General features: G+C 66.3%; 18 protein-coding genes. 8 read left to right on the top strand and 10 right to left on the bottom strand.

Going from position 1 to position 18,666, the window contains the following annotated elements; translation table 11 throughout:
• Window positions 1-269: 269 nt before the first annotated feature.
• Window positions 270-656: a heavy-metal-associated domain-containing protein gene (locus BN3789_RS09695; protein ID WP_066833654.1), complete on the bottom strand. Its 387-nt coding sequence runs from the start codon at window positions 654-656 to the stop codon at window positions 270-272.
• A gap of 178 nt (window positions 657-834) precedes the next feature.
• Here BN3789_RS09695 and BN3789_RS09700 point away from each other — a divergent pair, with 178 nt between their 5' ends.
• The 5 genes from BN3789_RS09700 (at window position 835) to BN3789_RS09720 (ending at window position 5,611) form a co-directional block, all read left to right on the top strand.
• Entirely contained in the window at window positions 835-1,503 is a 669-nt protein-coding gene (locus BN3789_RS09700; RefSeq protein ID WP_066833657.1) for a DUF3793 family protein, read from the top strand.
• A 40-nt stretch (window positions 1,504-1,543) separates the two neighbouring features.
• Window positions 1,544-1,963, top strand: coding sequence for a flavodoxin (locus tag BN3789_RS09705; protein ID WP_066833659.1), 420 nt, complete (start codon window positions 1,544-1,546; stop codon window positions 1,961-1,963).
• Between the two features lie 196 nt (window positions 1,964-2,159).
• Window positions 2,160-2,798: a lactate utilization protein gene (locus tag BN3789_RS09710; protein ID WP_066833661.1), complete on the top strand. Its 639-nt coding sequence runs from the start codon at window positions 2,160-2,162 to the stop codon at window positions 2,796-2,798.
• A 48-nt stretch (window positions 2,799-2,846) separates the two neighbouring features.
• Complete coding sequence (locus BN3789_RS09715) at window positions 2,847-4,088, top strand: iron-containing alcohol dehydrogenase (RefSeq protein WP_066833663.1); 1,242 nt, start codon at window positions 2,847-2,849, stop codon at window positions 4,086-4,088.
• Between the two features lie 254 nt (window positions 4,089-4,342).
• Window positions 4,343-5,611 carry a glycoside hydrolase family 3 protein gene (locus BN3789_RS09720; RefSeq protein WP_229254323.1) on the top strand — a complete coding sequence of 423 codons (1,269 nt, stop codon included), beginning with the start codon at window positions 4,343-4,345 and terminating at the stop codon, window positions 5,609-5,611.
• 39 nt (window positions 5,612-5,650) lie between these two features.
• On the opposite strand, the gene BN3789_RS09725 is transcribed toward BN3789_RS09720, so the two are convergent.
• The 4 genes from BN3789_RS09725 to BN3789_RS09740 all read right to left on the bottom strand — a co-directional run bounded on the left by BN3789_RS09725 (window position 5,651) and on the right by BN3789_RS09740 (window position 9,418).
• Window positions 5,651-6,517, bottom strand: a complete 867-nt coding sequence (locus BN3789_RS09725; protein WP_066833665.1) for a deoxyribonuclease IV — start codon at window positions 6,515-6,517, stop codon at window positions 5,651-5,653.
• 417 nt (window positions 6,518-6,934) lie between these two features.
• Window positions 6,935-7,474 (bottom strand): methylated-DNA--[protein]-cysteine S-methyltransferase, encoded by a 540-nt coding sequence (locus BN3789_RS09730; protein ID WP_202615119.1) that lies wholly within the window; start codon window positions 7,472-7,474, stop codon window positions 6,935-6,937.
• 2 nt (window positions 7,475-7,476) lie between these two features.
• The gene (locus BN3789_RS09735) at window positions 7,477-8,124 is read right to left on the bottom strand and encodes a DNA-3-methyladenine glycosylase family protein (protein ID WP_066833667.1); all 648 of its coding nucleotides are present in this window, start codon (window positions 8,122-8,124) and stop codon (window positions 7,477-7,479) included.
• 265 nt (window positions 8,125-8,389) lie between these two features.
• Window positions 8,390-9,418, bottom strand: coding sequence for a 3-deoxy-7-phosphoheptulonate synthase (locus tag BN3789_RS09740; protein WP_066833670.1), 1,029 nt, complete (start codon window positions 9,416-9,418; stop codon window positions 8,390-8,392).
• Between the two features lie 263 nt (window positions 9,419-9,681).
• On the opposite strand from BN3789_RS09740, the gene BN3789_RS09745 reads away from it, so the two are divergent.
• Complete coding sequence (locus BN3789_RS09745; RefSeq protein WP_066833673.1) at window positions 9,682-9,966, top strand: GNAT family N-acetyltransferase; 285 nt, start codon at window positions 9,682-9,684, stop codon at window positions 9,964-9,966.
• Window positions 9,967-10,059: 93 nt separating this feature from the next.
• On the opposite strand, the gene queA is transcribed toward BN3789_RS09745, so the two are convergent.
• The 4 genes from queA to BN3789_RS09765 all read right to left on the bottom strand — a co-directional run bounded on the left by queA (window position 10,060) and on the right by BN3789_RS09765 (window position 15,182).
• A complete protein-coding gene (gene queA, locus BN3789_RS09750; RefSeq protein ID WP_066833675.1) occupies window positions 10,060-11,283 on the bottom strand; it encodes a tRNA preQ1(34) S-adenosylmethionine ribosyltransferase-isomerase QueA in 1,224 nt (407 codons plus the stop codon).
• Between the two features lie 257 nt (window positions 11,284-11,540).
• Window positions 11,541-13,154, bottom strand: a complete 1,614-nt coding sequence (locus tag BN3789_RS09755) for a peptide chain release factor 3 (RefSeq protein WP_066833678.1) — start codon at window positions 13,152-13,154, stop codon at window positions 11,541-11,543.
• Window positions 13,155-13,321: 167 nt separating this feature from the next.
• Window positions 13,322-13,921 (bottom strand): MFS transporter, encoded by a 600-nt coding sequence (locus BN3789_RS09760; RefSeq protein WP_147569677.1) that lies wholly within the window; start codon window positions 13,919-13,921, stop codon window positions 13,322-13,324.
• Window positions 13,922-14,156: 235 nt separating this feature from the next.
• Window positions 14,157-15,182, bottom strand: a complete 1,026-nt coding sequence (locus tag BN3789_RS09765; protein ID WP_066833685.1) for a LacI family DNA-binding transcriptional regulator — start codon at window positions 15,180-15,182, stop codon at window positions 14,157-14,159.
• 260 nt (window positions 15,183-15,442) lie between these two features.
• Between BN3789_RS09765 and BN3789_RS12805 the strand changes: the two genes are divergently transcribed.
• Together BN3789_RS12805 and BN3789_RS09770 are read left to right on the top strand one after the other, a co-directional pair.
• Window positions 15,443-15,619, top strand: coding sequence for a hypothetical protein (locus BN3789_RS12805; RefSeq protein WP_154018725.1), 177 nt, complete (start codon window positions 15,443-15,445; stop codon window positions 15,617-15,619).
• A gap of 144 nt (window positions 15,620-15,763) precedes the next feature.
• Entirely contained in the window at window positions 15,764-17,092 is a 1,329-nt protein-coding gene (locus BN3789_RS09770; protein ID WP_202615121.1) for a glycoside hydrolase family 32 protein, read from the top strand.
• A gap of 46 nt (window positions 17,093-17,138) precedes the next feature.
• Here the strand turns inward: BN3789_RS09770 and BN3789_RS09775 are convergent, their stop codons facing one another.
• A complete protein-coding gene (locus BN3789_RS09775) occupies window positions 17,139-18,446 on the bottom strand; it encodes a Na+/H+ antiporter NhaC family protein (RefSeq protein ID WP_066833688.1) in 1,308 nt (435 codons plus the stop codon).
• Window positions 18,447-18,666 lie beyond the last annotated feature (220 nt).

Genomic DNA, 18,666 nt, shown 5'->3' on the forward strand with positions numbered 1-18,666 from the left:
ATAGGGCTGAGGAGTCGTGCCTCCCCCGGACGCGTCTAAAAGGGCCTCATCGGGGATCTCTGCGAAGCCGCCGCCGACCCCCCCTGATTCTTATTGAGCTTCTCCTCCATGATCAACCTCGTCTCTCGCAGGTTCCTCGTACCGCCCGGATGACATATCCGCCCCGGACCACGCCCCCATCCTAGCACGGCCACCGGCCGCCATCCGTCGCGACGGGAGCGGGCGCGTCGGTTCCGGGAACGGATGCGCGACACCTGTCAGATGACCCATTACAGTTTGATCACGTAGTAGCCTGCGTCGCGCACAGCCGCCTCGTACGCGGCCTCGTCGATCGGGTGTTTCGACCGCACGTGCGCGGTCTTGGAGCCGAGATCCACCGTGGCCCAGGTGCCGGCGATCCCGTTCAGCGCATGGGCCACGTTGTCGGCGCAACCCTGGCAGCTCATGCCTCCGATGGGCAGATCGATCTCATACGGGTAATGCGTCTCGTCGGTATCCGTGACCTTGACCGCCCGCACCGCGCGGCCCTCGTTGCCCTCCGTGCAGCAGCTCTGCCCCCTGGTGAGGCCGCCGACCGCGCGTCGAACGCCCGCGACAAGGCCGATCGCGACGACGATGAACACGATGATGTTGCCCGGCGTGAAGATGTCTCCCATAGCTCCCCTTTTCCGCGCAGGACGCGCATGCATGCGCAATAGATAGGCCGTCACAGCCACTATAGCGCGTTTTCGTCATAAGTTCGATAAAGTTGACTTTTTTCTTGACCTGCGAGCTCCTTCGCTATAAGTTTGCTATTGGAAACTTTCATCAGCCGCAGGGTAGACGGGAGCAGCCATGACCAGGACCATCGATTCTCTATCCCTCGAACGAGCCATCGTGCGTCATTGCTCGCCTACGCTCGCCGCGCTCAAGCCGGCAAGCCTTTTCACCTTCCCCGGCAACTTCGTCGACGCTCCCGACAGCCAAAAGCATCGCCACGCCCTGGCGGAAGCGATAACAGCATGCGAACAACAGCTGGCGAGCGCCGGCATCACGGTGCGCGTGCTCGCATGGCGAACCTGCGGCGCGCTCGTCTACGTGTACCGTCCTGCCGAGCTGGCGGCCTACCTGTCCGATCGACGCGCATCCCGCCTTCTCGGAGCCCTGGGATACGACACGTCTTCGCTCGATCGCTGCATCGGGGTGCTCGCCGGCAAGCTGCAGGCCATGGACCCCGGCAGCAGGCAGGCAGCGCGCGAAACCCCCTGCCCATGCACATCATCCGGATGCAGCAAGGATTTCCCCCACGAGATGGGCCTGTTTCTGGGATACCCCTACGAGGACGTTGTCGGCTTCATCCAGCATCGGGGACGCGATTACCTCGCCGTGGGCATGTGGAAGGTCTACACCGACCTCGAACGCGCGCTCGCGACATTCGAGCGCTTCAAGCGGTGCGCCGCAGCCAGCATGCGCGCCCACCAAAACGGCAGCAGCCTCGCGCAGCTCGCCGTCGCAACCAGGTAACCGTCCGGAGCTTACCGGACCCGATAGAAAGGATACATCCATGAGTAAGATCGCAGTCATTTTCTGGAGCGGCACCGGCAACACCGAGGCCATGGCCAACGCGGTTGCCGAGGGTGCAGCATCCAAGGGAGCCGAGGTCGAGACCGTCCAGGCGGCAGATTTCAGCGCAACCAACGTCTCCGGCTACGACGCCCTCGCTTTCGGCTGTCCGGCCATGGGCTCCGAAGAGCTCGAAGAGGGCGAGTTCCAGCCCATGTGGGACGACGTCAAGCCCGAGCTCGGCGACAAGAGGATCGCCCTGTTCGGCAGCTACGACTGGGGCACGGGCGAGTGGATGGACACCTGGCGCGAAGACGCCGAGGACGCCGGCGCCAACGTGGTCGACACGCTCATCGTGAACAACGAGCCCGATGACGAGGGCCTCGCCTCCTGCGCAGAGCTCGGAGCGGCGCTCGCGTAGCATATCCGCAAAGACGCCGATCACCCGCCTCGGCGCACCATGTGCCACCCCTCCTCAAGCCCTGCCGACGCGACTCGCGGCAGGGCTTTTTGCGTTCCGCCAAGGGTACAATTGGACATGACGGTTCAGACGAATCGCCGCGGCCCGTCAGACGCGGCCCGGCATCTGAACCGAATGCAGAACAGAGAGGGGAACTATGGACGATACCAAGCGCGCAGCCCATCGCGCCACGGCGCAAACCGTCATCAAGAATCTCAAACGCCGCAACATGGAAGGCTACTACTGCGACACCGCGGCCGAAGCCGTCGAGCTGGTGTGCGGCATGATCCCCGCAGGCGACTCCATCACCTGGGGCGGCAGCGTCACCTTCACCGAATCGGGCATGAAGGCCGCGCTCGAGGCGGGCGATTGGCGCCTGCTCGACCGCACGACAGCCACCACGCCCGAGGAGAAGCGCGAGATGTGGCGCGACCGCTCGAGCGCCGACTGGTTCTTCATGAGCACGAACGCGCTGACCATCGGCGGCGAGCTCGTCAACATCGACGGCAACGGCGACCGCCTGGCGCTGCTCGTCCACGGACCGGCGCACGTCGTCGTGCTGGTCGGCATGAACAAGCTCGTGGCCGACGTCGACTCCGGCATCAAGCGCATCCGCACGACGACCTGCCCGCTCAACGCGTCGCGCCTGCACACCGCGACCCCGTGCGAGACCAACGGCATCTGCGGCAGGTGCCATGCCGAGCGCTGCATGTGCTGCGAGGCGGTCATCACCCGCCATTCCCGCCACGATGGGCGCATCAAGGTCGTCCTCATCGGCGAGGATCTCGGCTACTGATATAGACATCACGGCATCAGGCATTACACGTCCTCGAAAGGAACGACTGTGAACGATTTTAGGTTCTACTCCCCCACGCGCTTCGTCTTCGGCCGCGGCGTGACCGACCGCGCAGGCGACGAGATCGCCAAGCTCGGCTTCAAGCGCGCCCTGCTCGTCTTCGGCCAGGGTTCCGTGGTCCGCACCGGAACGCTCGACCGCGTCAAGGCATCGCTGGATGCCGCCGGCGTCGCCCACGCCGAGCTCGGCGGGGTGAGGCCCAATCCCGAGATCACCTCGGTGCGCGAGGGCATCGCGCTGGCGCGTGAGTTCGAGGCGGACATCGTCGTGCCCGTTGGCGGCGGATCGGCCATGGACGCCGCGAAGGCCATCGCGCTCGGAGCCGTCTACGACGGCAATGCGTGGGATTTCTGGCGCAAGCGCGCCACGCCGACCGACCATCTGCCGCTTGCGTGCGTGGTCACCATTCCCGCATCGGGATCCGAGGCGTCCAACTCCTGCGTCATCAGCAACGACGAAGAGCATCTCAAGTGCGGCCTCAACACCGACCTCAACCGCCCCGTGCTCGCCATCATGGACCCCGAGCTCACCTTCACCCTGCCCCCGTACCAGACGGCAGCGGGCGTCACGGACATGATCGCCCACATCATGGAGCGCTTCTTCTCCGGCCAGCCCGCGGTGGACGTCACCGACAACATCGCCTGCGGCATGATCCGCGCCGTCATGGACGCCGCGCCGCGCGTCATGGAGGATCCGAAGGATTACGACGCGCGCGCGAACATCATGTGGGTGGGCACCCTCGCGCACAACGGCCTGGCGGGCCTCGGCCTGGGCGTTCCGGGCGGTCGCGACGGCGACTGGACCTGCCACGGCCTCGAGCACGAGCTGTCGGCATTCGATCCCAAGATCACGCACGGCGCCGGCCTCGCGGTCATCTTCCCCGCCTGGATGCGCTATGTCTGGCGCGAGCATCCCGAGCGCTTCCTCGCGTTCGGAGAGCAGGTGTTCGGCATCGAGCCGGTCGATCCCGCAGTCGACGACCTCTCCGATGTCGACGAGGAGATCACGCCCGAGCGCGCCATCGAGGACGCCGTCGAGGCGACCATCGACGAGCTGCAGGACTTCTTCGTCTCCCTCGGCATGCCGCGCACCCTGTCGGAATTCGGCATGACCGAAGACGACATCGAAAAGCTCATGCCCGGCCTCTCCATCAACCGCGGCGAGCTGTTCGGCTCCTTCAAGAAGCTGACGCTCGACGACGCACGCGCCATCTATCGGAGCGCGCTGTAGGGATACCGCTGTCGGTTATCGCAATCGCGATGCCCGTCGGAACAGGGCGGCCGGGCCTGTGCCCGCCGCCCTTTTTGCTGAGCTGCGCTATCGATATCCGTTGAGGCACTTGTCCTGCCGCCCCGACCGTGCGACGCTTATGCGCCCCAGGGAACCACCGACCAACCGCCCTCCGCGCGCCCGCGGAATGAATCGGCCGGTGGTTCCCGAAGGCTCCCGAACTGTGCACATGCGTTTTTGAGGAAAGAGCTGCCATGGCATCCTTGCATCGAACCGTCACCCGCCGCGCCGTCCTCGCCGCCGGCGCCTTGATGGCGCTCAGCGCAGGATTGGGCGGTTGCGGCGGGAGCTCGGCCGCACCGCAGCAGGGCGATCCGAGCGATGGCAGCTCCCCGAACATCTCACCGGATATAGCGGAGGTGACGGACGGCCCCGTGCAGCCGGGGCCCTCATCCACACCGACGCGCCCCGAGCAGACGCTTGCCGCCATGACGCTCGAGCAGAAGGTCGCCCAGCTGTTCTGCGTGACTCCCGAGCAGCTCACCGGCGCCTCGGTCGCCACGGTCTCGGGCCCCATGACCGCCGACGCGCTCGCGCGCATCCCCGTCGGCGGGCTCGTCTATTTCTCCCACAACATCGTGGGCGACCGGCAGCTGCGCGACATGCTCGCCGGCGCCGACCGACTGAGCCGTGCATCGGGCGCCGGCGTGGGCGCCTTCCTGTCCGTCGATGAGGAGGGCGGCCCGCTCGTCGCGCGCGTCGCCAACTCCGGCCTGTTCGATGTCCCGACCTTCCCCAACATGAGCGAGATCGGGGCGACCGGCGACGCGTCGCGCGCGGCCGAGGTCGGATCCACGATCGGCGGATATCTCGCCGGCATCGGGTTCAACCTCGACTTCGCCCCCGATGCGGACGTGCTCACCAACCCCGACAACCCCGTCATCGGCCCGCGTTCGTTCGGCAGCGATCCCCAGCTCGTCGCGCAGATGGTCGCAGCGCAGGTCGAGGCGATGCTCGCCGTGGGCGTCGCGCCCTGCGTGAAGCACTTCCCAGGGCACGGCGACACCATGGGGGACTCCCATACCGGGGCGGTCTATACCGAGCGCAGCAGAGACGAGATCGAGGCCTGCGAGTTCGAACCGTACCGAGCGGCCATCGAGGCGGGCGTGCCCATGGTGATGGTCGGGCACATCGAGACGCCCAACTTTGCCGCCGACGGGCTGCCCGCCTCGCTCTCCCCCATCATGATGGGCGACGTGCTGCGCGGCGAGCTCGGCTTCGACGGCATCATCATCTCGGATTCGTTTTCCATGGGCGCCATCACGCAGCGCTTCACGCCCGACGAGGCCGCCGTGCAGTTCTTCGCTGCCGGAGGCGACATGCTGCTCATGCCGGCGGATCTCACGCTCGCCTACAACGGCGCGCTCGAGGCGATCGGAGGCGGCGTGCTGACCGAAGCGCGCATCGATGAGAGCGTGATGCGCATCTTGAACGTCAAGGACGACCTCGGCCTGCTTCCATAGGAAGGCATCCGTCCGCCATCGGGGGCCTTCCGAATCCGCTTACTGCTGAAGAGCCCGAAGCCGCTCGATCTCCTCGGCGTATCCGGGAAGCTCGTTGGGCGTCTCCAGAATGAACGGCAGGTCGCGCAGGGCGGGATGCGAGACGATGCGCGCGAACACGTCGTCCCCTCCTCCGAGCTCGGCTGCGCCCAGGTACCCCTCCCCGATCTTGGCGTGGCGGTCCTTATGCGCCCCGCACGGGTTCTTCGAGTCGTTGATGTGCACGGCGCGCAGGCGCGGAAGGCCGATGATGCGGTCGAAGTCCGCAATCACGCCGTCGAGATCGTGGATGATGTCGTACCCGCCGTCGCTCACATGACAGGTATCCAGGCACACCCCCAGATGCTCCGCAAGGCGCGGCGAGCGCTCCTCGACGCCCTCGATGATGACCGCAATCTCCTCAAACGTGCGTCCGACCTCGGTGCCCTTGCCCGCCATCGTCTCCAGCAGCACCGTGGTGCGCATGTTCTCGAACATGACCTGGCAGAGGGTCTCGACGATCAAATCGATACCAACCTCGGCGCCCTGCCCCACGTGCGAGCCGGGATGGAAGTTGTAGTAGTTGCCCGGAAGCGCCTCCATGCGCTGCAGATCCTCGGCCATCGCCTCGAGCGCGAACTCGCGCGCCCGCTCCTTTGCAGAGCAGGGATTGTACGTGTAGGGGGCATGCGCCACGAGGGGCCCGAACGCGTGCTCGTCGAGGATGCGCTGCAGGGCGGCGACATCGTCCAGATCGAGCTCCTTGACCGATCCCCCTCGCGGATTGCGCGTGAAGAACGCGAAGGTGTTTGCGCCGATGGACAGCGCGGTCGCACCCATGGCCTCGAAGCCCTTCGTCGTGGACAGATGGCACCCGATAGTAAGCATTCCAACTCCATTTCTCAGTCAAGACGGCGCGCCCATTGTACGCCACAACCGAAGGCGGCGGCAGGCTGGGCAGCGCCTTCCTCATCACGGTGGCCGTCGCATCTCGCCAAGCGGGATGGGTTGAAATGAACCCGTCCCCAATCAACCGCCAAGCGGGACGGGCTGAAATGAACCCGTCCCCGAGCACCCCAAAAAACGTGTATATCGAGTTTGGTGCGATTTTTAGGTGCCCTTCGCCCACATGCGCCGCACCCCTCGGCATTTGCCCAGTTGTTTCCTGCGGAAATGCTGAGGGGTGTAGCGATGGTGGGGAAATGGGCCTCAAAAATCGCACCAAACTCAGCCTACTCTCCCTGTGGGTTTTGCCCGAAGCGGATTTTTATGCAGTTTCGGCACGGGAATATGCAGCAACGTCGCCTACGGCGCCGCGCGCACTCCTTCAAGCTCGAGCAGCGCCCGCTTGCGGTCGAGCCCTCCCGCGTATCCCGTGATCGAGCCGTCAGCGCCCACCACGCGATGGCAGGGCACGATGATCGAAACCGGGTTGCGTCCGACCGCGCCGCCAACGGCACGCGCCGAGGTCCGCATGCCGAAGCGCCGTTCGAGCTCCTGCGCGAGCTGCCCGTACGTCGTCGTCTGCCCGTACGGGATCTCGGCAAGCAGACCCCAGACGCGGAGCTGGAAATCCGATCCCATCAGATGGAGCCGCGGCACCTCGTCCGGCACCTCTTTGGCGAAATACCGATCGAGCCAAAAGCACGCGCCGTCGAGCGCACGACACGCCTCACGGGAGGCAGCCAGATCGCCCCCGCCGTCCTCGCCCAAACGACGGCGCGTCGACCCGAATTCGCCAAGATGCTTCTGCCCCTCGAACCACACGCCGGCAAGCCCCAGCTCGTCCGCCGCGAGCAGCAAAGGGCCCAGCGGCGAGTCGTAGGTCCGCTTCTGCATGGACATCGCTACCCCTTTCGTGATTTGGGTGCCCAGTCGCGCATGCCCGGTATGGCGCCGCCCGCGATGGCCCACAGATACAGGCTCGCCACGCTGCCATACGGGCTGTAGCGGCGCCGATACTTCGCGAACAGCTGCGGGGTGATGCGCCGATGATGGTAGAGCATCCTCATGCCGCGCTGGATGGCTAGATCGTCAAAGGAGAGCACGTCGGGCCGCTGCAGGCAAAACAGCAGGATCATCTCTGCCGTCCAGCGGCCGACCCCCTTGAGCGACACGAGCGCCGATATCGCCTGCTCATCGGGCAGCGCCGCGACCGCATCGAGGTCGAACGAGCCCTCCTGCACCCGTTCGGCGAAATCGAGCAGGTAATCGGCCTTGCGAAACGAGATCCCCAGAGCCTGGAGCCCGTCGCGGCCGGCGTCGAGCACATGCGCGGCGTCCACGGCACCCAGCCGCTCCCGCATACGACCCCAGATGGTCGCCAGTGCCTTCGTCGAGATCTGCTGCCCGACGATCTGGTGCACGACCGACGAGAACAGGTCGTCATCGACCTCGCGCTCGACGGGACCGATGGCGTCGATCGCCTCGGCCAGCCGCACGTCGCGCGACCGCAGATACGCAAGCTCGGTCTCCCCGTAGGCAAAGCAGGCCATCGAAGCCTCCGTTCACGCAGCATGCCCCAAGGAGGCACCGGTCACGTGCGTTCGCGCCGGTCGGCCCCGCGGCACGGCGGATGCGGACGAAGGCGCGGCGCGAAATGAATCGCTCGGTGTTCCCCAAGGCGTCAACCTGCAACCATTGTCGCACGAAAACGCCCGCGCAGCCGCCTCGGCCGCGCGGGCGCGTCCCCGTTTTCATCAAAGGTCGCCGTGGCCTCACGCCGCGTGCGTCGCGACGCCTCGGCAGTGCGGGCGCGCTCTACGAGCGCTCGGCGATCTCGAGCACGAGGCGCTCGGTCTTCTCCCAGCCCAGGCACGCATCGGTAATGGATTTGCCGAACACGCCGCCGTCGATGGGCTGGTTGCCGTCTTCCAGGTAGCTCTCGACCATGAAGCCGCGCACGAGCCGGCCGATCGCCGGCGCGCGGCGAGCGGAGTCGAGCACCTCCTTCATGATGCGAATCTGCTCGAGCGGGCGCTTGCCGGAGTTGTCGTGGTTGCAGTCGATGATCGCCGCGGGATGGGCGAAGTTGTCCTCCGTGTACTTGGCAGCCAGGCGCTCCAGGTACTCGTAGTGGTAGTTGGGATAGTTGAGCCCGTCCTCACCGATGTAGCCGCGCAGCACGGCGTGGGCGAGCGGGTTGCCCGTCGTCTCGACCTCCCAGTTGCGGAACAGGAAGGTCTGCGGCTGCTGGGCCGCGTAGATGGAGTTGAGCATGACGTCGGTCGATCCGCCCGTCGGGTTCTTCATGCCCACGGGCATGGGGACGCCGGAAGCGACGAGACGATGCTCCTGGTTCTCGACCGAGCGCGCGCCGACCGCGATGTATCCGAGCAGGTCGATCAGGTACTGGTAGTTCGAGGGGTAGAGCATCTCGTCGGCCGTGAACATGCCCGTCTCCTCGACCACGCGCAGATGCATGCGGCGAATGGCCTTGACGCCCTCGAGCAGATTGGGCGCCCCCTCGGGATCGGGGTTGTGGAGGAGCCCCTTGTAGCCTGTACCCTTCGTGCGCGGCTTGTTGGTGTAGACGCGCGGGATGATCACGAAGCGGTCGCGCACGCGGTCGGCGAGCTTGGCGAGACGCGTCACGTATTCGAGCACCGAATCCTCGCGATCGGCCGAGCACGGGCCGATGATCAGCAGGCGGCGCGGATCGCGGCCGGTGAGAACGTCTGCGACCTGCGCATCGAAGTCCGCCTTCTTGCCCGCCATGTCCGCAGAAAGCGGCATCTCCTCGCGAATCTCCTTGGGGATAGGCAGCAGACGCTTGAACTTCATTGACATGGTCGGCACTCCTTTTTCACATCATCGGCAACACATATAGGGGCGATTATCCCCTGCCCCAACCGTCGCGGAAAGTCCCCTTGACGCACGAAATCGAAATGTTAATAATTCTCTTCCCCGCAACCGCATACCTGCGGCGTTCGACCGCTGGGCAACCGCCCTGTTTCCGATTGGTTACCGCTTGTTCGACACCACGCGGACCGGCGCGTGCCTCGGGTACAACCATGTGCAGGCAGGCACTACGGACATGAAAGGGCATCTTCATGGATACCAATCAGTTTGAGATCCACACCAACGCCGTCCGCTACGTCGACGCGCAGGGCAACACGCTGGCCGAGGTCACGTTCCCCGCACGCGACGCGAATACCGTCGATATCAACCACACGTATGTGGACGAATCGCTGCGAGGCCAGGGCATCGCGGGACAGCTTCTCGCCAACGTGGCCCAAGAGCTCGAGGAGACGGGCCGACGCGCCTACGCGAGCTGCTCGTACGCCGCGCAGTGGTTCGCCAAGCATCCCGAGAAGGCAGCACTGCTCGCCTCGTAGCGCGCGGGGCAGCCGATGGGTTGGAACGAACCCGTCCCCACATGACCCATTCTTAAGGAAAACGGGCCGCACTTGAGGCGGCCCGTCTTCATGTTATTCGATCAGCATCGCGTCGCCGAAGCTGAAGAAGCGGTAGCGCTCCTTGATGGCCTCGGCGTAGGCATCCATGATCTGGTCGCGCGTGGCGAGCGCCGACACGAGCATCATGAGCGTCGAGCGCGGCACGTGGAAGTTCGTGATCAGCGCGTCGACGACATGGTAGGTCGACCCCGGCATGAGGTAGAGGTTCGTCGTGGCGTCCGCGCGCACCGTGATGTCGCCGCGGCCCAGCGTGTCCGCACCGTCCTCGCGACCCTCGAAATAGCGGGCGACCACGGGCGGCTCAGATGCCGGCGCCTCGGCATCGAACGCGCTCTCGAGCGAGCGCACCGCCGTCGTGCCCACCGCGATGACGCGATGCCCCGACGCCTTGGCCTCGTGCACCGCCTCGACGACCTCGGTCGGCACGTGGTAGCGCTCGGTATGCATGACGTGCTGCGTGGGGTCGTCCTCCTCCACCAGGCGGAACGTGTCGATACCGACCTCGAGCTCCACGGCCACGAACCTAGCGCCCTTCGCCTCGATGCGCTCCATGAGCTCAGGGGTGAAGTGCAGGCCGGCCGTAGGCGCCGCCGCGGAATGCTCCTCCTTCATGGCGTACACGGTCTGGTACTTCTCGGGATCGCCCTGGTAGTCGGTGATGTAGGGCGGCAGCGGCACATGGCCCGCGGCATGGATCGCCTCGTCGAGCGTGCGGGACGCCCCCTGTGCGTTCTCGCCCTGCGGGGCGAACCGGACCAGGCGGCCGCCGCGGCTCTCGGGCACGAAGTCGACGACCTCGCCCGTGAGCACGACCGGCGCCGTCTCGGGCGCGTGCAGGCCGCCCGCGCGGTACTCGATCACCGCCCCCGGCTTCAGGCGCTTGCCGGGGTTGACGAGGCACTCCCACACATGGCCGAGCGCATCGATGTCCTCGCGACGGCGCAGCAGCAGCGTCTCGGCCACGCCGCCCGTCTTGGCCTTGCGTCCGACCAGGCGCGCCGGCATGACGCGCGTCTTGTTGATGACGAGCACGTCGCCGGGCTCGATATAGTCGATGATGTCGCGGAAGACCCTGTGCTCCACGGTCCCGCCGTGGGACAGGGCGATGCGCCCGTCGCCTTCCCGCACCTGTCCGCAGCGGTCGAGCACAAGCAGGCGGCAGCTGTCACGCGGCTCGGCCGGGGCCTGGGCGATCAGCTCTTCGGGCAGGTTGTAATCGAAATCATCGGTTCGCATGGGATGAAAGCTTTCTTCTTGCTGCCGTATCGGGTACGGCGGATGACCAACGTTGCTATCCTAGCGCAACGCACGGCGGGGCACAGGCCCTCCCCCATATCCACGCAGGCGCTGCACATGGGAGCGGATGCGATGCGCCGCGAGCCCTGCATCGTGCAAATCGGGGACGTACCTGCTGCGTGCAAAAATGCACGCAGCAGGTACGTCCCCGATTTGCATGCCGGGCCACCCGCCAAGATGGCCCGGTCGGCGCCCTCCTAGAACGTCACGTTGCCGAACTCCGAAAGCTCGAGGTCGGGGTTGTGCTCAAAGGCCCAATCGACGTTCCACGGGCTCGTAAACAGCAGCAGCTTGCCGCCGCGCATGTCCTCGACGCGCAGCGTGTCGCGCGTAAGGTTCAGGCTCTTGATGTCGACCTGGCCGGGCTCGTTGGCGATCCAGCGGATGTCGGTGTAGCCGAGGGGCTGGCGGCGCACCTCGACATGGTACTCGCTCTTCAGGCGCTGCTCGAGGACCTCGAACTGCAGCTCGCCGACCACGCCCACGATCACGCTCTCCATGCCGGCGCCGAGCTCGCGGAAGATCTGGATGGCGCCCTCTTGGGCGAGCTCTTCCATACCCTTCACGAACTGCTTGCGCTTGAGCGTGTCGACCTGCGACACGCGCGCGAAGTGCTCAGGCGCGAACGTGGGGATTCCCGCGTACTGCACGCGGCACGAGGTGCTGCAGACGGTGTCGCCGATGGAGAACATGCCCGGGTCGAACAGGCCCACGATGTCGCCGGCGTACGCCTCGTCCACCGTCGCGCGGTCATCGGCCATCATCGCCGTGCCCGTGGCCAGCTTGATCTTGCGGTTGCCCTGCATATGCCACGCGTCCATGCCGCGCTCGAACTTGCCCGAGCAGATGCGCACGAAGGCGATGCGGTCGCGGTGGTTCTTGTCCATGTTGGCCTGGATCTTGAACACGAAGCCCGAGAACGCCGAGGTCTCCGGCTCCACCGGCTCGCCGGTGAGCGCGTCGGTGTGGGCGGACGGCGCGGGCGCCAGGCGCAGGAAGTCCTTCAAAAACGGCTCCACGCCGAAGTTCGTGAGGGCCGACCCGAAGAACACCGGCGAGAGCTTGCCGGCGCGCACGGCGTCGAAATCGAACTCGTCGGCGGCGCCGTCGAGCAGCTCGATGTCGTCCATGAGGTTGCGGTGGTTCTCGGCGCCGATGAGCTCGTCGAGCGCGGGGTCGCCGAGCTCCGCCTCGATCTCGTTGACCTTCTTGGACGCGTTGGCGCGCCCGTCGCCCTCGAAGGCCAGCACGTGACGGCTCGCGCGGTCGAACACGCCGCGGAAGTTCTTGCCGTTTCCGATCGGCCAGTTCATCGGGCACGTGCCGATGCCCAGCACGTTCTCGATCTCCTCCATGAGCTCGAACGGGTCGCGCGTCTCGCGGTCGAGCTTGTTCACGAACGTGAAGATGGGGATGCCGCGCAGGGCGCAGACGCGGAAGAGCTTCACGGTCTGCGCCTCGACGCCCTTGGCACCGTCGATAACCATGACCGCGGAGTCCGCCGCCATGAGCGTGCGGTAGGTGTCCTCGGAAAAGTCCTGGTGGCCCGGGGTGTCGAGGATGTTCACGCAGCAGCCGCCGTAGGTGAACTGCAGCACCGACGAGGTGACCGAGATGCCGCGCTGCTTCTCGATGTCCATCCAGTCGGACACCGCGTGCTTGGCGCTGCTCTTCCCCTTGACCGAGCCGGCCGACTGGATCGTGCCGGTGTACAGCAACAGCTTCTCGGTCAGCGTGGTCTTGCCCGCGTCCGGGTGCGATATGATGGCGAAGGTGCGGCGCGACGAGATCTCATCGGCGATACTTGGCATGGGCTCCCCTGTTCTGCGGCCGCGGTGCTCGACGGCGGCCCCTCATATGCGTTTGACCTGAGCCATTGTAGCCGCAAGCGCCCCGACACACGAGACGTCCACGCGAAAACCGCCGGCCGAGCGGCGGCTCGCCCCGACGGCGCGAGCATGCGCGCAGCCGGTCTCTTCTACACATTTCCTGCGGCGACGAGCGCCGCGATGACCGCGAACGTGAAGGAGAACCCGGAGCAGAACAGGTCGGGGCGCCCCTCGATGAAGGCGTCCACCACGTAACCCGCCCCCTCGGACATGCGGCCGTACAGAAGCGCGCTGCCGCCGGAAACGCCGACCGACATGCCCAGATATCGCACGAGCGAGATGACGCTGCCCGCGAACCCCAGGTGCTCGGGCGCAACCGACCCCATGACGAGCGAGTTGTTCGGCGACTGGAACAGTCCCGTGCCGACCGCCATCACGAGCATGCCGACGACGATGACGGCAAGCGGGGCGGTCGCGGGCAGGCTTCCCGTGAAGGCGATGCCCACCGCGTAAATCACCAGGCCCGTGAAACACGGCAGGGCGCTGCCGATGCGGTCGGACAGGGCGCCGGCGGCGGGGCCCACCGCCGCCATGCCAAGCGGGATGGCGCCGAGCTCCTCCTGCATGACGGGAAGGGCGATGTTGACGATGCTGCTGTCGAGTGTGGACATGAACGTCATGGCCACGATGGTGAACAGGATGACCCACTTGTTGGAACGGGGCATGCCAGCGGATGCGGCGCTACTCACGCGATTACCTCCCAGACGCGCGCGGACAGATCCACGCGCCTGGAAACACGCCTCCCCGGTAGCAGCGATCGCGCTGCGGCACCGGGCGCTATCGCGGGCGTGGCGGCAACCGACCCCCTCCCGCGATGGGCGGGCACATCATAGCATGCACGGCGCCGTATCGGGCCGCATCACAGCGTGCGGCTGAGCCCGGGCGAGACAAGTCCCACCCGGCAGCGCCCGCGCGCCGCGCTCGCTAGCGAGCCGTCTCGCGACGGACCAGCACCGGCTCCACGGCCTTATGGACCGGCTCGCCGAGCGGCCGCGGCCGGCGCTTCTTGCGCTCCTCCATCTGTGCCATGAGCAGCCCCATGGCCTCCTGGGCGATGCGGGAAACCTGCTGGCGCACCGTGCTGATGGGGATGACGGACTCGCGCGAGACCGGTGAATCGTCGAAGCCCACGATGCGGTACTCGTCGGGCAGGTCCCCATGTGTCCGCACGATCTGGTTCACGAGCATGTTCGCGTAGGTGTCATTCGACACGAACACGCCCTTGCGCCTGCCCGGGAAGCGCTCCTCCAGCTCTTCGAACACCTGGCGCATCGTCCGGTCCGCCTCCTCGTAGCCGTGGCCGAAATCGCGCAGCATGAGCTCGCAGGCCACCCCGCGTTCGCGGCACGCGTCCACAAAGCCGCTGATGCGCCCGTGCGCGGGCACCGACTCGGGCACGTCGGAGTTGATATGGATGAGCACCTCGCAGCCGCATTCGTCCAGAAGGCCTGCCGCCAGGACGCCGCCCGCGCGGTTGTCGGTATTCACGCTGCTGCAGAAGCGGTCCTCTCGCTCGATGGTGACGACCGGCACCTGGAAGGAGGCGAGCTCCTCGGAGGGCACCGTGTTGCTGAGGACGATCATGCCCTCGATCTGGTAGGCGAGCAGCTCCTCGATGTAACGGCGCTCCACGTCGCGGTTGTCGTCGCCGGCGAACACGAGGAACTTGTAGCCGCACGTCTCGTAGGTCGCTAGGATCTCGTCGAGCATCTGCGAGTAGAAGTGCAGGTAGAGGTTCGGCACGATGACGCCTACGAACTCGGTCTTGCCGCTCGCGAGGATGCGGGCGACCTTGTTCTCCTTGTAGCCGAGCTCCTCAAGCGCCGCGGCGATCTTCTCCTGGTTCTCCACCGTCAGAGAATCGGGGTCATTGAAGTAGCGCGATATCGTCGTCTTCGAGAAATGGGTGTAGCGCGCGATATCGGCAAACGTGACGCTCTTCTTGCCCATCGGTCCCCCCTCTCTTGCACATAGCGCTCAGCCTAGCACAAGCGGTGCGGCGGGTGCAGGCGCGTCCGCACGGCAACCGCCTCGGCCGATACGCTCACCCGCGATTTCCTACCATACACCGACAAGAGGGGGCCCGCTGCGGGCGATTCATTGTCTGACCCCTCATCCGTGTGATAAACCGTACTCGGTTACGTAACCGATAACTTAACCGGTTCTTTTCAACAAAGGGAGGCGGCAGCATCGGCGCGGCCTACGCCACCATGGTGCAGGTGCTCTCCGTCTCGCAGGGCCCATGCGGTATCATCGGCGTCATCTGCATCAGGCCCGACTGCATGCTGCAGTTCCTCGTCTCGGCGGTCATCGCGATCGTGTGCACGTTCGTCATCACCCTCGCGTTCGCCAAGACCATCGGGCGCAAGCAGCTGGCAACCCTGTAGCCTGCAACCCTGCCACCTGGCAGGTTGCACCCCTGCAGCCGAAAGGCGACGACCGACGCGCCGTCGCCTTTCGGCACATCAGCGATACGGAGCGACCTCCATATCGGACTGACCCCGCCAACCATCGGATTAAGGGAGCACGACGTGCGCGGCATCGAGCAGACGGGCCACCTCAAGGCACCGCTCAACTGGATCAACGACCCCAATGGGTTCATCTACTACCGCGGGCAGTACCACCTGTTCTATCAGTACTTCCCCTATGCCCCGAGCTGGGGAACCATGCACTGGGGGCACGCGGTGTCGCCCGACCTCATCCACTGGGAGCACGAGGGAATCGCCCTCTTCCCCACGAAGCTCGCCGACCGAAACGGCTGCTTCTCCGGCAGCGCCATAGAGCGCGCGGGGCGCCTGCACCTCTTCTACACCGGCGTCCGCTACCTCGAGACCGACCCGGAGAACATCCACAAACACCTGAACAACCGGTTCGAATCCTGCCAGATGGAGCTCGTCTCCGCCGACGGGCAGCACTTCGACAACCTGGACGCCAAGCGCGTCATCATCCCGGCGATCACCGATCCGGAGCTGGGCGACGCCACCCATACGCGTGACCCGAAGGTCTGGCGCGGGCGCGACGGCTACCACCTGGTGCTCGGCACGACGGTCCACCGCGAGGGGCGCCTTCTCATCTACCGCAGCGACGACCTTGGCACCTGGGAGCTCGCCGGCACGGTCGAGCGCGACGGTCTTGGCTGGATGTGGGAGTGCCCCGACTGGTTCGAGGTCGACGGTACCGGCGTCGTCATGGTCTCCCCCATGGGCCTGCTCGACGACGGCGCGGCGCCCACCGACATGGCCATCTGCATGCTCGCGGACTTCGACGAGGACACCTGCCGCATGACGCTTGCCGACAGCTACCAGTTCTTCGACTACGGCCTCGATCTCTACGCGCCGCAGAGCGCGCTCGACGCCGAGGGGCGCCGCACCGTCATCGCCTGGCTGCGCATGCCCGCCGCGGTGGAGGCTGCCGAGGGCGCCTGGCGCGGGATGATGAGCCTGCCGCGCGTGGTTGAGGTGGCAGGCGGCCACATCTACTTCCGCATCCACCCCAACGTGCGCGCTGCCTACCGCCTGCCGGTGTCCCCCGAGCAGGCCTCGACGCGCACCGGCTACCACCTAGCCATCGAGCTGCACGAGGGCGAGTCGCTCGACCTCGGCGGATACCGCATCGCGCGCACGGGCGGTCGCATCGTCGCCGACCGCAGCGCTGTGTGCCCGCACAACGGCAAGTGCCGTCTCACCTCCGAGACGCCCGAGGTCCGCGAGGGCGATCGTCTCGACATCTTCGTCGACGCGAACATGGTCGAGACCTACGTGAACGACGGCGAGTACGTGCTGAGCCACGCGGTCTTTGGGCTCGAGGACCGCATCGACGTGCATGCCGTCGCGACGCCGGAGCTCCACGCCCTCGGCTAGTTGCTCCGACCTGTCGCGCAAGAGACACCCTGTCCGGATTTCGCCCTCACGCGTTCTTCGCGCGCACGCGTACCAAGCGGCCGAACGCCGAACGGCAGAGGGGCACCGCGTAGAGGAAGACCGCAAGCGCCATGCTCTCGATCGGAGCGCCCATCGAGGCCAGCGGGACGCTGCCGGCGATCGACCAGGGCACCAGGCCCGCGACCAGCACGACCGAGTCCTCCAGGTCGAGGGCGTGGTCGGACCTCGAGGCGGACAGGCCCGAGCTCAGCTGATGCGTGAGCATGATGGCAAGCGTCTGGTTGCACGAGATCATCGAGGCCAAGGCGGCGATACCCAGCGTGGCGGTGAACGCGGACACGCGCGCCGCGAGCGACGCGACGATCCCCTCGACCGCGCTCAGAAGATCGGTCTCCTTGAAGATCCCCGCGTACGCCGAGGTCGTGCAGACGATGCCGACCGCCGACAGCATCGAGGCGACGCCGCCGCCCGACAGGACGGCCGTCTCGGGCGTACGCGCGACATAGCCCGCAAGCGCCACCCGCACGACATCCGCCAGGCCCATACCCTGGATGCCAAGGCAGATCGGCACCGCCGACAGCACGCCGGCGGCGATCACGGCGAAGATATTCACCCGGAGAGCGGCGAGCGCGAACACCAGCAGCGGCGGCGCGAACACGAGGGGGTTCAGGTTGAAGGCGGCCCTCATGCCGTCGAGCGCGCCCGCGCCCCCGGATGAGGCGCCCGCAAGCAGGCCGGCGACGACGTAGACGAAGCACGACAGGGCGAACGGCGCTATCGCCGTTCTCGCCATGCGTTTGAGGTTCGCGTAGAAATCGGTGTCCGTGATGTTTGCCACGAGCAGGGCGCTCGTCGAGATGGGAGACCAGCGGTCGCCGAAAAACGCGCCGGATAGCGCGGCCCCACCCGCAAGCGGCAGCGGGATGCCCATGCTCGCCGCGATGGAGACGCATATCGACCCCATGGTCGCCGCCGTGCCGAACGAGGTCCCCGTCAGGACCGATACCGCGCAGCTCAGCAGAAACGTCATGATGACGAACAGGTGGGCGGGGATGCAGGGCACCGCATAGACCACGATGGCGGGAATGACACCGGCGGCGCGCCACAGACCCGTCAGCATGCCGACGGTCAGAAGCATTCCGAGGATACGGCGAACCGGGCGGATGCCGCGCCAGCACATCGCGAGCACGCGGCGCACGCCGTTGCCGCACTGCCGCGCGTACCCGCAGAACAGGACCAGGCCGCCGAGCAGCGCATAGACCGTCGGCACGCCGGCGGCGATGCAGCCGATGAGCAAAACGGAAAACAGTCCAAGCGTAAGCGATGCAGCCAATGTCATCCCCTCGGTACATGCGGATCCCCTATGCAGCAAGAACCGTTATACCGCCGGGTGCGTCCGGGCGCACGGCAGCCCGCCTCCCATCACAGGAACGCTACGGTTGCGCCCCGTCCCAAAGCGAATAGGCCATGTGGGGACGTGCCCGTTTCAGCTCATTGACGGCCGTGCATGCCACCGATGGGTCAAAACGAGCCCGTCCCCAGATGACCCGAAG

Origin of the sequence: Collinsella ihumii, assembly GCF_900046475.1 — a bacterium.
Lineage (GTDB): Bacteria > Actinomycetota > Coriobacteriia > Coriobacteriales > Coriobacteriaceae > Collinsella > Collinsella ihumii.

Coding starts and splice junctions, on each gene's coding strand:
- BN3789_RS09695 (WP_066833654.1), bottom strand. CDS start 656: ATGGGAGACATCTTCACGCCGGGCAACATCATCGTGTTCATCGTCGTC.
- BN3789_RS09700 (WP_066833657.1), top strand. CDS start 835: ATGACCAGGACCATCGATTCTCTATCCCTCGAACGAGCCATCGTGCGT.
- BN3789_RS09705 (WP_066833659.1), top strand. CDS start 1,544: ATGAGTAAGATCGCAGTCATTTTCTGGAGCGGCACCGGCAACACCGAG.
- BN3789_RS09710 (WP_066833661.1), top strand. CDS start 2,160: ATGGACGATACCAAGCGCGCAGCCCATCGCGCCACGGCGCAAACCGTC.
- BN3789_RS09720 (WP_229254323.1), top strand. CDS start 4,343: ATGGCATCCTTGCATCGAACCGTCACCCGCCGCGCCGTCCTCGCCGCC.
- BN3789_RS09725 (WP_066833665.1), bottom strand. CDS start 6,517: ATGCTTACTATCGGGTGCCATCTGTCCACGACGAAGGGCTTCGAGGCC.
- BN3789_RS09730 (WP_202615119.1), bottom strand. CDS start 7,474: ATGTCCATGCAGAAGCGGACCTACGACTCGCCGCTGGGCCCTTTGCTG.
- BN3789_RS09735 (WP_066833667.1), bottom strand. CDS start 8,124: ATGGCCTGCTTTGCCTACGGGGAGACCGAGCTTGCGTATCTGCGGTCG.
- BN3789_RS09740 (WP_066833670.1), bottom strand. CDS start 9,418: ATGTCAATGAAGTTCAAGCGTCTGCTGCCTATCCCCAAGGAGATTCGC.
- BN3789_RS09745 (WP_066833673.1), top strand. CDS start 9,682: ATGGATACCAATCAGTTTGAGATCCACACCAACGCCGTCCGCTACGTC.
- queA (WP_066833675.1), bottom strand. CDS start 11,283: ATGCGAACCGATGATTTCGATTACAACCTGCCCGAAGAGCTGATCGCC.
- BN3789_RS09755 (WP_066833678.1), bottom strand. CDS start 13,154: ATGCCAAGTATCGCCGATGAGATCTCGTCGCGCCGCACCTTCGCCATC.
- BN3789_RS09765 (WP_066833685.1), bottom strand. CDS start 15,182: ATGGGCAAGAAGAGCGTCACGTTTGCCGATATCGCGCGCTACACCCAT.
- BN3789_RS12805 (WP_154018725.1), top strand. CDS start 15,443: ATGGTGCAGGTGCTCTCCGTCTCGCAGGGCCCATGCGGTATCATCGGC.